The organism is Cupriavidus sp. FW305-F7 (assembly GCF_058782875.1).
In genome coordinates this window covers 42,056-54,130 of the sequence record NZ_JBYSYC010000035.1, presented here as the reverse complement: position 1 = coordinate 54,130, position 12,075 = coordinate 42,056, and the positions used below count along the sequence as shown (strand labels likewise).

Genomic DNA, 12,075 nt, shown 5'->3' with positions numbered 1-12,075 from the left:
CCTATCGATCGGGGCTCAAAAAACCCGCGCAAGCGGGTTTTGATGCGGAGGGCAGGACCCTCCGCGAATCGCCACGGTGTCTGGCGACAGACAGCAAATTACAGCGTGGCGCCACCAACGGCACGGTTGCACGGGCACAGCTCGTCCGTTTGCAGACCGTCCAGGATGCGCAGGACTTCTTCCGGGTTGCGGCCCACGTTAAGGTTGTTCACCGACACGTGCTGGATCACGTTGTCCGGGTCGACGATGAAGGTCGCGCGCAGCGCAACGCCGGCAGCGTGGTCACGCACGCCCAGCTGGTCGATCAGCGAACCGGTCACGTCGGCGAATTGCCACTGGTTCAGCTTGTTCAGGTCCTTGTGTTCGCGGCGCCATGCCAGCTTGACGAATTCGTTGTCGGTCGAGCCGCCCAGCACGATCGCGTCGCGGTCGGCGAAGTCGCCGTTCAGCTTGGCGAAGGCAACGATTTCGGTCGGGCAGACGAAGGTGAAGTCCTTCGGGTAGAAGTAGATGATCTTCCACTTGCCTTCGAACGACTTTTCGGTGATGTCTTCGAAAGCCGACTGGCCGTTCTCTTCGTGATTGTTGAAACCCGGCTTGACACCGACGACGTGGAAGGCTTCGAGCTTGTCACCAACGGTCTTCATAGACTATCTCCTGATACGGTTGCAATGAGAGCGGTGCTGCCGCCGCGCGGCTGGCGTGGGCCGGCTGCGTGGCTTACCGCGACAAAACGTGATTATGCGTCATCACCAGATGCCGGGCTAATTGATATTCTCAAAGAGCCCGATAGGCAAGGCATGTGACGCCTGGAGCGAATCCCGGCATGGGCAGCCGCGCGGCATCAGCCTGGCGGCTTCGATGCGGAAGGGCAAGTATGCCATGCGCGATGGGCCCGCTCATGGCAAGTTGGTGACGATTGCGGCGAGTTCAACCCGCCATGTTCAGGCCGGATGCATGACCGGCTCCGCGCGGCGCGCCCGGAAGATCACCAGCGTGGCGACCAGTCCGCACAGCGCGGCGAACATCAGCCACAGTCCCGGCGCCGCCTTGTTGCCGGTGGCGTGGATCAGCCAGGTCGAGATTGCCGGCGTGAAGCCGCCGAACAGCGCCGTGGCCAGGCTGTAGGCCAGCGAGAAGCCGGTGGTGCGCACCGCGGGCGGCATGATCTCGGTCAGCGCCACCACCATCGCGCCGTTATAGCTGCCATACAGGAACGACAGCCACAGTTCCACCATCAGCAGCCGCGAGAACGACGGCTCGGCCACCAGCCACGACACGGCAGGGTACGCGGTCAGCAGCGTCGCCACGGTGAAGAACAGCAGCAGCGGCTTGCGCCCGATGCGGTCCGACAGCGCGCCCATCAGCGGCAGCCAGATAAAGTTGGACAGGCCCACGCACATGGTGACGATCAGGTTGTCGGTGTCGTCCAGCTTCAGCACGGTCTTGCCGAAGGTCGGCGTGTATGCGGTGATCATGTAGAACGACACCGTGGTCATCACCACCATCATGCAGCCGGCCAGGATGATGCGCCAGTTGTCCAGCATCGAGCGGTAGATCTCGTCGATGGCGGGGCGGTGCTTGCGCGCCTTGAAGGCTTCGGTCTCTTCCAGCGAACGGCGGATCAGGAACAGGAACGGCACAATCAGGCAGCCCACCAGGAAGGGAATGCGCCAGCCCCATTCATCCATCTGCGCCGGCGCCAGCATGGCGTGCAGGATCACGCCCAGCAGGCCGGCGAAGATCACCGCCACCTGCTGGCTGCCCGATTGCCACGCGACGTAGAAGCCTTTGCGGCCAGGCCTGGCGATTTCCGACAGGTAGACCGAGACGCCGCCCAGCTCCACGCCCGCGGAGAAGCCCTGCAGCAGCCGCCCGGCCAGCACCAGCAGCGGCGCGGCCACGCCAATGGTGGCGTAGCCCGGCACGCAGGCAATCAGCAGCGTGCCCATGGCCATCAGCGCCAGCGTCATGATCAGGCCCTTGCGGCGGCCATGGCGGTCGATGTAGGCGCCCAGCACGATCGCGCCCAGCGGCCGCATCAGGAAGCCCGCGCCAAAGGTGGCAAGGGATAGCATCAGCGAGGCGAACTCGTTGCCGCTGGGGAAGAAGGTCCTGGCGATGGCGGCCGCGTAGAAGCCGTACACCATGAAGTCATACATTTCCAGGAAGTTGCCGCTGACGACGCGGAACACGGTGCGGAACCCGTGCTGCGCGCCGGGGGTGGCTGCGGAGGTATCTGACATGGCTGTCTCTCAGGCACCGCCGGTGGCCCCGGCGGCATGATGGTTCGGAGAAGTCAGCCAGGCGTGCGCGGGTCACGCCGCGTGGGAAGGATTTCGCCGCGGGCCTGATGACGGGCGCCAGTGTGCGCCGCGACCCTGTCATTGCCCTGACGAAAGCCTTTCAGAAGCCTATCAAAGGCTGTCGAAAACCTGTCAATGCGCCGGGGATGGCGCTCAGGTGACGCTCAGGCGCGCCGGAAGCAGGCGCTGACCACCAGACCGGTAGCCGGGGCGGCGCGGTTGGCCAGCAGCAGCCGGCCGCCATTGCGCTGCATGATGCGGTTGACGATGGACATGCCCAGCCCGGCGCCCTTGGCCTCGCTGCGCGCGGCGTCGAGCCGGTAGAAGGGCCGCGTCAGCAGCGACAGCTGGCCGTCGGGCACGCCGTTGCCGTGGTCGGCCACGGTCAGCACGGCCTCCTTGTCGTCCACGCGCGTGGTGATCTCTACCACGGCCATGCCGCTTTGCTCGTCCTTGGCATAGCGGCGCGCGTTCTCGACCAGGTTGTCCAGGATGCGCTGCACTTCCATGCGGTTGGCCACGGCCATCACCGGCTCATTGGCGCGCACGTGCACGCGCACGTCGTCATGCGCGGCGTAGACGCCCACGGCATCGTGCACCAGCGCCGACAGGTCCACCGGCTCGACGGTCTCCAGCGGCGGCCGCGCGTAGTTGAGGAACTGGCCGATGATCGCGTCCATCTGCTCGATGTCGGCGATCATAGCGTCGCGCGTGACAGTGTCCATCGGCGACATCTCGGTTTCCAGGCGCAGCCGCGTCAGCGGCGTGCGCAGGTCATGCGAGATGCCGGCCAGCATCACCACGCGGTCGTCGTCGAGCTGGCGCAGGTCGCGCACCATCTGGTTGAAGCTGTGGTTGGCCAGCGCCACTTCGCTGGCGCCATGCTCGGGCAGCGGCGGCGGGTCGCCGCCGGCGCCGATGGCGCGCGCGGCGTTGGCCAGCCGCTTGAGCGGGTAGTTGACGCGCGCGGTGATAAAGGCCGCGCCGATGATCGACAGCAGCAGCGCGGCAATACTCCACCACAGCCACTGGATGCCGGGCACGCGCTCGAAGCGCTCGGGGCTGATCGCCACCCAGTAGTCGTCGCCCTCGATCTCGAAACTGACCCACACGCCAGGAATGTCGTTGACGGTGGTGGCCAGCACCGTGTCCTCGCCCAGGCGGCTGCGGATCTCCTGCTGCACCAGGGTGGTCAGGAACGGGTTGGCGGTGGGCGCGGCGAAGTCGTCGTCCTTCTCGCGCGGATAGACCTTGATGCCTTCGTTCTGCACCAGGTCGAGCAGCAGGAAGCGGCGCCGGGCGGGGTCGGAATAGAGCAGGGCGGCGCGCGTGAGCTTGACCACGCTGACCACCTGCATGGCGATCTGCTGCGCGCGCGGGGCGCGTTCGAACAGCCGGTAGCTCTGGAACCAGATGCCCAGCGAAATCGCCAGCAGCAGGGCGATAAGCATGAAGGTCCGCCAGAACAGCGAACCAAAGAACCGCGTTGCGGTTCTACCGATTACGGTCGCCACGATGGGAACAGCGGCCGCGATCGGTTACTTCACGCCATCGGGGATGAAGACGTAGCCCAGGCCCCACACCGTCTGGATAAAACGGGGGTTGCTCGGGTCCGGCTCGATCAGCTTGCGCAGGCGCGAGATCTGCACGTCCAGGCTGCGGTCGAACACTTCGTATTCACGGCCGCGCGCCATTTCCATCAGCTTCTCGCGCGAGAGCGGCTGGCGCGGATGGCGGGCAAACACCTTGAGGACGGAGAACTCGCCAGTGGTCAGCGTGATTTCCTCATCGTTCTTGGTCAGCGTGCGCGTGGCCAGGTTCAGCACGAAGTCGCCGAAGGCGAAGGTCTCGGGCGTTTCCGACGGGGCGCCGGGCACTTCGGCCGGGCCCTTGCGGCGCAGCACCGCGTGGATGCGCGCGATCAGCTCGCGCGGGTTGAACGGCTTGGGCAGGTAGTCGTCGGCGCCCATTTCCAGGCCGACGATGCGGTCCACGTCCTCGCCCTTGGCGGTGAGCATGATGATCGGGGTCTGGTCATTGGCCCCGCGCAGCCGGCGGCAGATCGACAGGCCGTCTTCGCCCGGCATCATCAGGTCCAGCACCAGCAGGTCGAAACGCTCGCGCAGCCAGAGCTTGTTCATCGCGGTGGCGTTTTCCGCCACCAGCACGGTGAAACCCTGTTCGCCCAGATAGCGGCGCAGCAAATCGCGCAGACGCGGGTCATCGTCGACGACAAGAATCTTGTGGCTGGTATTTTCCATGGCGGTATCTTAGCGACTATCGCTTTCGCTCAAAATGGCTTAACAAAACGTTACATACTTTACCCCGTGGTATGGCAGTGTGCACCAATCGTGCGATTACACTGCGCAATCCGTCTTTTTGGGCGCCATGCGCGGCAGGTTTCCACGCATTTGCACCAGACGAACCACTGCCTCGCCCAGCCTGCCTAGCCCGCGCTGGCGCGATGCTTGCAGAGGGTGCGGCGCCGGACGGGGTACCGGAATTCCCGGCCTCAGGGCAGTCCATCCAGTCAGTCCAACGGCTGCTTTTCCCGAGGCCAAGATCGCCATTATCAATGAAAGTGAACCGAACCCGGCACGGGCATCCGCAGCATGGTATCGCCGGCGCCTGCCTAGCGCTGGCCGTGCTGGCGCTGTGCATGCCGGCCGGGACGGTGCAGGCGCAATCGGCCGGCATGGCCAACCTGCTCAAGCGCCACCCGTCGACCCAGGCCAGCGATCCCGGCAACAGCCAGCGCGAGGCGCGGGCCCGTGCCGAGCGCCATCGCGCCGAGCAGCGCGAAGCCGAGCGCCGGCGCGCGGACGAACGCGGCGGCTCGCGCCTGTCGCCGGACGAGCGCCGCAAGCTGCGCAAGAACCTCTACGACTTCGGGCGCGATATCTACCAGGGCGGCTGACCCGTTCTTGTCGTGCCGCGCCCCCCATGGTACGCCACTGTGGCGCTTAGCCGCGCGGCTGGAAGTGCCGCAGGAAATCCACGAAGACCTCCGCCGCCAGCTGGGCATCCTCCGCCGTGATGGTTTCCAGCGGGTTGTGGCTGATGCCGCCGTTGCCGCAACGCACGAACAGCATGGCCACGTCAGTGATGCGCTGCATCATCATGGCGTCATGGCCGGCGCCGGAGGGCAACTCGAAGGCCTGCAGCCCGCGCTTCTTCAGCACCGCCCCGAACTGGTCCATCAGCCAGCGCGCGCACGGCGCGTTGTTGACCGGCGGTACGCGCTCCACCTGGGCGGCCAGCCCGCGCCGTTCCGCGATCTGGCCGATGCCGGCGACGATGTCGACGATGGCGGCCTCGCGGATGCCATCCTCGCCGGCGCGAATATCCATCGAGAAGGTGCAGGCCGCCGGGATGACATTGCTCGACCCGTTGGGCACCTGCAGCTGGCCCACCGTACCGACCAGCGTCGACGCCGCCGCGCAGCGTTGCTCCACCAGCAGGATCATCTCGGCCGCGCCCGCGGCGGCGTCGCGGCGCATGCCCATCGGCGTGGTGCCGGCGTGGCTGGCCTGGCCTTCGACCCGCACCGCAAAGCGGCTGCTGCCCGCGATCTGCGTGACCACGCCCAGAGGCAAGTCGTGGTGCAGCAGCACCGGGCCCTGCTCGATATGCACTTCGACAAAACCCAGCAGCGACGCCGGATCGACCGCTGCGGCGCGCAGGGCCTGCAGATCGCCCGCGCCGGGCAGGTCCGATGCCGCCAGCGCCTCGCGCAGCGTGATGCCGTCCGCGTCCTGGCGCTCCAGCAGGGCGGGATCGAAGCGGCCCGCCAGCACGCTGCTGGCCAGGAAGCTGGTCTTGAAGCGCAGGCCTTCCTCTTCGGCGAACCCCACGACATCAAAGTGATAGGGCAGGCGGATGCCGGCCTGGTTGAGCGCGCCGACCACGGCGATCGGCAGCAGGATGCCAAGACGGCCGTCATAGCGCCCGCCATTGCGCACGGTGTCGAAGTGCGAGCCGGTCATCAGCACGCGCGCGCCGGGCACGGCCGGGTCGGCCGCATAACGGCCGATGACGTTGCCGATGGCGTCGATCCGCACCTGCATGCCGGCCGCCTCCATCCACTGCGCAAGCCGGGCCTGCGCGGCGCGGTGGGCCGGGGTCAGGTAGGCGCAGGTGAGGCCGCCTTCCATGTCGGAGAAGCGGGCGAGCTGGTCGGCGTGGGCGAGGATGGCGTCGCCGAGGGAAGCTGAGGTCTGCGTCATGGCGGTGCGGCTTGGGACGGGTCGAACAGAAAAGGGGCAGGACGCTAGCTGTTGCGCAACCAGGTCTTCCAGGCAATCCACAGCTTGCGCAGCGGGGTCAGCGCGATGCGCTGGTTCAGCACCTGGAACTGGCTCGCTTCCAGTTCGTCGAGCAGTGCGTGGTAAATCGCGCCCATCAGCAGGCCGGCACGCTGGGCGCGGCGGTCCTGCTTCGGCAGCAGCGCTAGTGCCTCATGGTACAGCGCGCGGGCCCGGCCGGCGTGGTACTGCATCAGCGCGACAAAGCGCTCGGAATGCTCGCCCTTCAGGATCTCGGAGGCCGGAACCTGGAACTGCTGCAGCGTATTGACCGGCAGGTAGATGCGCCCGCGCCGCGCGTCCTCGCCGACGTCGCGCAGGATATTGACCAGTTGCAGCGACTGGCCAAGCTTCTCGGCAAAGACCAGGGTCTGCGGGTCGGTATAGCCGAACAGCCGCGCGCTGAGCGTGCCGACCACGCCGGCCACGCAATGGCAGTAGCGGGTCAGGCCGGGCTCGTCCAGGTAGCGGGTCTGGGTCAGGTCCATTTCCATGCCTTCCAGCACTTCGGACATCTCGCCCTGGGGCAGGCCGGCGCTGCGCACATGCGGCTGCAGGGCCTTGGTGGTCGGATGGGTCGGCTCGCCCTCGAACAGGCGGCGCAGTTCGGCGCGCCACCAGTCCAGCTGCTGGTGGGCCAGGCCCGCGTCATGGGTGTCGTCGACCACGTCGTCGACTTCGCGGCACCAGGCGTACAGCGCGGTGATGGCGCGGCGGCGCTCGGCCGGCAGGAACAGGAAGCTGTAATAGAAGCTCGAGCCGCTCTGGGCGACTTTCTCTTGGCAATACTGATCGGGCGTCACGCCGGTCTCGGGTCGAAGATGTGGGGGGAAGCGGCAGAGGCGCGGCGGATTGTAGCATCGCGCCCGGCAGGGTATGGTCGCGCATGCCGAAGCCTGTCAGCGCAGTTCACCGGCCCGGAACGGCAACTGAGTCTTCATTCCAGCGGTTTCGTCGCCTGCCGTTTGACGCACCCGGAGGTCGTCGCTATATTACTGACCGACAAGTTATTTATTGCCAATGCCGGCTGCCCACGGCCATTCCGCCAGCCCCGACGACTTCCCGGGCGCAGGGATTGCGTTCACCGTCCAGTCTTGTCAGTGGTTCCCATCCGACTCGTTGCCTACCGATGCCAGTGCTTTGCCAAGTGCCGGAAGTTGCGGCTGCAGATACCCCTGTCGTTACGATGCCGCCGCGCCATATCGGTCGAGGCGCGACCGTAGCCGCACTTTTGACGGCCAGCCTGCTGGCCCTGGCCGGCTGCGGCAAAAAGGCCGAGCCGGCGCCGGAGGTGCGCCCGGTGCGCCTGATGCAGCTGAGCCCGCACAACGGCAAGACCGCCTTCGAGTTCTCCGGCGACGTGCGTCCGCGCGTGGAGTCGCGGCTGGGCTTCCGCGTGGGGGGCAAGATCGCCGCCAGGCTGGTGGATGTGGGCGCGGTGGTCAGCAAGGGCCAGCCGCTGGCGCGGCTTGATCCCACCGACCTGTCGCTGGCCGAGGCCGGTTCGCGCGCCCAGTTCGAGGCCGCGAAGACCGACCGTGACCTGGCCGCCGCCGACCTGAAGCGCTACAACGACCTGTTCACCAGGGGCTTTATCAGCGCTGCCGAGCAGCACCGGCGCCAGGCCAACTACGACGCCGCCGAATCGCGGCTGCGCCAGGCCCAGGCCGGGCTGCGCAGCCAGTCCAACCAGACCGGCTACTCGGTGCTGCATGCCGACGCCGACGGCGTGGTCACGGCGATTGATGCCGAGGTGGGCCAGGTGGTGACGCCTGGCCAGCCGGTGGTGCGCGTGGCGCAGACGGCAGAGAAGGAAGTCGCCATCGGCCTGCCCGAAGACCAGGTCGACCTGCTGCGCGGCATTACCGACGTGACCATCCATACCTGGGCCGAGCCGCAGCGCACGCTGCCTGGCCGCGTGCGCGAGATTGCCGCGGCGGCCGACCCCGTCACCCGCACCTATGCCACCCGCGTGACGGTGCCGAACCCGCCCGCCGACCTCAAGCTCGGCATGACCGCAGTGGTGACCTTCATGCGCACCGGCGCCACCCCGGCCATCCGGGTGCCGCTGACCGCGCTGCTGCAGGAGCAGGGCCGCAACCAGGTCTGGATCTATGACGCCGCCGCCGGCACGGTCAAGCCGGTGCCGGTGACGCTGGGCGAGGCCATCGGCAACGAGGTGGAGGTGCACCAGGGCCTGGCCCCGGGCCAGACCATCGTCACCGCCGGGGTGCACCTGCTGCGCGCGGGCCAGAAGGTGCGCCCGCTGCAGACGGTCGCGCCTGCGGCAGGACCTGCATCCGCCCCGGCATCGGCACCGGCCGCCACCCCGAAGCAGGGGTGAGCGGATGGACCATTCCCGCTTCAACCTGTCGCGCTGGGCGCTCGAGCACCAGCCGCTGACCCGCTACCTGCTGGTGGTGCTGCTGCTTGGCGGCATGCTGGCGTTCTTCCAGCTGGGCCAGGACGAGGACCCGCCCTTTACCTTCCGCGTGATGGTGGTGCAGGCCTTCTGGCCCGGCGCCACCGCCGAGCAGATCGCCGTTCAGGTGACGGACAAGATCGAGCGCCAGTTGCAGGAAGTGCCCTATGCGGACAAGATCCGCAGCTTCTCCAAGCCGGGCGAGACCACGGTGATCTTCCAGCTCAAGGACACCTCGCCGGCGAAGGAGACCGCGCAGGTCTGGTACACCGTGCGCAAGAAGATCGGCGATATCCAGCAGACGCTGCCCGCGGGCGTGCGCGGGCCGTTCTTCAATGATGAGTTCGGCGACGTGTACGGCACCATCTACGCGCTCTCGGCCGACGGCTTCAACTACAAGGAGCTGCGCGAGTACGCCGACCTGGTGCGCCAGGAACTGCTGCGCGTGCCGTCGGTGGCCAAGGTGTCGCTGATCGGCCTGCAGGACGAGAAGGTCTTCATCGAGTTCAACCAGGCGCGCTTTGCCCAGCTGGGGCTGGATATCAACGCCATCGCCGACCAGATCTCGCAGCAGAACAACCTGACCGGCAGCGGCGTGCTGGTCACCCCGACCGATAACCTGCAGGTGCGCCTGTCGGGCCAGTTCGCGAGCGTGGAAGACCTGGAGAACCTGGTGCTGCGTGGGCCCAACGGCATCGCCAATATCCGCCTGGGCGACATCGCGCACGTCTACCGCGGCTATGTCGACCCGACCCAGACGCGCATGCGCTTCAACGGCAAGGACGTGATCGGGCTGGGGATCTCGATGCAGAAGGGCGGCGACATCATCGAGCTGGGCAAGAACCTGCGCGCCGCGTTCGACCGGCTGCGCACGCAGTTGCCGGTGGGGATAGAGATGGACCAGGTGCAGGACCAGCCGGAGGCCGTCAAGCGCTCGGTTGGCGAGTTCGTGCACGTGCTGATCGAGGCGGTGGTGATCGTGCTGGCCGTGAGTTTTGTCTCGCTGGGCCTGCACACCCGTCCGCTGCGGCTGGACGTGCGGCCGGGCCTGGTGGTAGCGCTGACCATCCCGCTGGTGCTGGCGGTGACCTTCCTGTTCATGCATATCTTCGGCATCGGACTGCACAAGATTTCGCTCGGGGCGCTGATCGTGGCGCTGGGGCTGCTGGTCGATGACGCCATCATTGCGGTCGAGATGATGGTGCGCAAGCTGGAAGAGGGCTTCTCCAAGATGGAGGCGGCCACCTTCGCCTATACCTCCACCGCGATGCCGATGCTGACCGGCACGCTGATCACCGCGGCCGGCTTCCTGCCGGTGGGCCTGGCACGCTCGACGGTGGGCGAATATACCTTCGCGATCTTTGCGGTGACGGCGCTGGCACTGGTGCTGTCGTGGCTGGCGGCGGTCTATTTCACGCCCTACCTGGGCTACCTGCTGCTCAAGACCCGCGGCCCGGGCGCGGGCGAGGCCCACGAGGTCTTCGACACGCCGTTCTATGCGCGCTTTCGCCGGCTGGTGGACTGGTGCGTGACCTGGCGCAAGGTGGTGATCGCGATCACGCTGGTGGCCTTCGGGCTGGGCATCTACGCCTTCAAGTTTGTCGAGAAGCAGTTCTTCCCGGATTCCAGCCGCCCCGAGCTGATGGTGGAGCTGTGGATGCCCGAGGGCACCAGCTTTGCCCAGATGGAAACCGAGGCCAAGCGCTTTGAGCGGCTGGTCGGCAAGGACCGCGAGGTCGAGAGCCTGACCACCTTCGTTGGCACCGGCGCGCCGCGCTTCTACCTGCCGCTGGACCAGATCTTCCCGCAGACCAATGTGGCGCAGGTGATCGTGATGCCGGTCAGCACCGAGGTGCGCGACGCGCTGCGCCGCCGCATCATCAAGCTGATGGATGCGGAGTTCCCGTACCTGCGGGGCCGCGTCAAGCTGCTGCCCAACGGGCCGCCGGTGGCCTATCCGGTGCAGTTCCGCGTGATCGGGCCGGACGCCTCCGGGGTGCGCCAGCTGGCCGACCAGATCAAGGCCGAGATGCGCGCCAACCCCAACACCGTCGGGGTCAACGACAACTGGAATGAGAACGTCAAGATGCTGCGCCTGGAGATCGACCAGGACAAGGCGCGCGCACTGGGCGTGACCACCAATGCCATCGCCCGCGTCACGCAGACCGTGCTGAGCGGCGTGCCCGTGGGCCAGTACCGCGACGGCGACAAGCTGATCGACATCCTGATGCGCACCCCGCGCAATGAGCGCGATGCGATCTCGGACCTGAACAACATGCTGGTGCCGACCAACACCGGGCGCATGGTGCCGCTGACGCAGGTGGCGCGCGTGACGCTGCGCTCGGAGCCGGGCGTGGTGTGGCGCGAGAACCGCGACTTCGGCGTAACCGTGCAGTCCGATGTGGTCGACGGCATCCAGGGCCCGACGGTGACCGCGCAGATCAACCCGAAGCTGGACAAGCTGCGCGCGCAGCTGCCGCCGGGCTACCGCATCACCGTGGCCGGCGCGGAAGAAGAGAGCGGCAAGGCCGGCGCCTCGATCGCGGCGCAGCTGCCGCTGTGCATCTTCATCATCTTCACGCTGCTGATGCTGCAGCTGCACAGCTTCTCGCGCGCGACCATGGTGTTCCTGACCGGCCCGCTGGGCCTGATCGGCGCCGCCGCCACGCTGTTGCTGCTGCGCGCGCCGATGGGGTTTGTGGCGCAGCTGGGCATCACCGCGCTGCTGGGCATGATCATCCGCAACTCGGTGATCCTGGTCGACCAGATCGAGCAGGACGTCAGCGCCGGCGTGCCGCAGTGGACCGCCATCGTCGAAGCCGCGGTGCGCCGCTTCCGGCCGATCATCCTGACCGCCGCCGCGGCGGTGCTGGCGATGATCCCGCTGTCGCGCTCGATGTTCTGGGGGCCGATGGCGGTGGCGATCATGGGCGGGCTGATCATCGCCACGGTGCTGACGCTGCTGTTCCTGCCGGCGCTGTACGCGGCGTGGTTCCGCGTCAAGCGGCCGGAGGATGGCGTGGGAGCGCTGGCAGGCTGAGGC

General features: G+C 67.1%; 9 protein-coding genes. 3 read left to right on the top strand and 6 right to left on the bottom strand.

Annotated elements, in window-relative coordinates; translation table 11 throughout:
- Positions 1–98: 98 nt before the first annotated feature.
- The 4 genes from AC3WL8_RS27670 to ompR all read right to left on the bottom strand — a co-directional run bounded on the left by AC3WL8_RS27670 (position 99) and on the right by ompR (position 4,567).
- The gene (locus tag AC3WL8_RS27670) at positions 99–647 is read right to left on the bottom strand and encodes a peroxiredoxin (RefSeq protein ID WP_010810110.1); all 549 of its coding nucleotides are present in this window, start codon (positions 645–647) and stop codon (positions 99–101) included.
- A gap of 297 nt (positions 648–944) precedes the next feature.
- The gene (locus AC3WL8_RS27665; protein ID WP_013956472.1) at positions 945–2,246 is read right to left on the bottom strand and encodes an MFS transporter; all 1,302 of its coding nucleotides are present in this window, start codon (positions 2,244–2,246) and stop codon (positions 945–947) included.
- 224 nt (positions 2,247–2,470) lie between these two features.
- A complete protein-coding gene (locus tag AC3WL8_RS27660; protein ID WP_211980978.1) occupies positions 2,471–3,820 on the bottom strand; it encodes an ATP-binding protein in 1,350 nt (449 codons plus the stop codon).
- A 24-nt stretch (positions 3,821–3,844) separates the two neighbouring features.
- Positions 3,845–4,567 carry an osmolarity response regulator transcription factor OmpR gene (gene ompR, locus AC3WL8_RS27655; protein WP_010810107.1) on the bottom strand — a complete coding sequence of 241 codons (723 nt, stop codon included), beginning with the start codon at positions 4,565–4,567 and terminating at the stop codon, positions 3,845–3,847.
- 314 nt (positions 4,568–4,881) lie between these two features.
- Between ompR and AC3WL8_RS27650 the strand changes: the two genes are divergently transcribed.
- Entirely contained in the window at positions 4,882–5,223 is a 342-nt protein-coding gene (locus AC3WL8_RS27650; protein WP_211980979.1) for a hypothetical protein, read from the top strand.
- Positions 5,224–5,269: 46 nt separating this feature from the next.
- Here AC3WL8_RS27650 and AC3WL8_RS27645 read toward each other — a convergent pair whose 3' ends face one another.
- Positions 5,270–6,532 carry a Zn-dependent hydrolase gene (locus AC3WL8_RS27645; RefSeq protein WP_013956475.1) on the bottom strand — a complete coding sequence of 421 codons (1,263 nt, stop codon included), beginning with the start codon at positions 6,530–6,532 and terminating at the stop codon, positions 5,270–5,272.
- Positions 6,533–6,576: 44 nt separating this feature from the next.
- Positions 6,577–7,413, bottom strand: coding sequence for a presqualene diphosphate synthase HpnD (gene hpnD, locus AC3WL8_RS27640; protein ID WP_013956476.1), 837 nt, complete (start codon positions 7,411–7,413; stop codon positions 6,577–6,579).
- 326 nt (positions 7,414–7,739) lie between these two features.
- On the opposite strand from hpnD, the gene AC3WL8_RS27635 reads away from it, so the two are divergent.
- Complete coding sequence (locus AC3WL8_RS27635; RefSeq protein WP_153955278.1) at positions 7,740–8,954, top strand: efflux RND transporter periplasmic adaptor subunit; 1,215 nt, start codon at positions 7,740–7,742, stop codon at positions 8,952–8,954.
- A 4-nt stretch (positions 8,955–8,958) separates the two neighbouring features.
- Positions 8,959–12,072 carry an efflux RND transporter permease subunit gene (locus tag AC3WL8_RS27630; RefSeq protein ID WP_211980980.1) on the top strand — a complete coding sequence of 1,038 codons (3,114 nt, stop codon included), beginning with the start codon at positions 8,959–8,961 and terminating at the stop codon, positions 12,070–12,072.
- Positions 12,073–12,075: the final 3 nt, after the last annotated feature.

What these genes read in the sequence shown, in the direction of transcription:
- AC3WL8_RS27670 (WP_010810110.1), bottom strand. Translation starts at nt 647, where the DNA reads ATGAAGACCGTTGGTGACAAGCTCGAAGCCTTCCACGTCGTCGGTGTC.
- AC3WL8_RS27665 (WP_013956472.1), bottom strand. Translation starts at nt 2,246, where the DNA reads ATGTCAGATACCTCCGCAGCCACCCCCGGCGCGCAGCACGGGTTCCGC.
- ompR (WP_010810107.1), bottom strand. Translation starts at nt 4,567, where the DNA reads ATGGAAAATACCAGCCACAAGATTCTTGTCGTCGACGATGACCCGCGT.
- AC3WL8_RS27650 (WP_211980979.1), top strand. Translation starts at nt 4,882, where the DNA reads ATGAAAGTGAACCGAACCCGGCACGGGCATCCGCAGCATGGTATCGCC.
- AC3WL8_RS27645 (WP_013956475.1), bottom strand. Translation starts at nt 6,532, where the DNA reads ATGACGCAGACCTCAGCTTCCCTCGGCGACGCCATCCTCGCCCACGCC.
- AC3WL8_RS27635 (WP_153955278.1), top strand. Translation starts at nt 7,740, where the DNA reads ATGCCAGTGCTTTGCCAAGTGCCGGAAGTTGCGGCTGCAGATACCCCT.
- AC3WL8_RS27630 (WP_211980980.1), top strand. Translation starts at nt 8,959, where the DNA reads ATGGACCATTCCCGCTTCAACCTGTCGCGCTGGGCGCTCGAGCACCAG.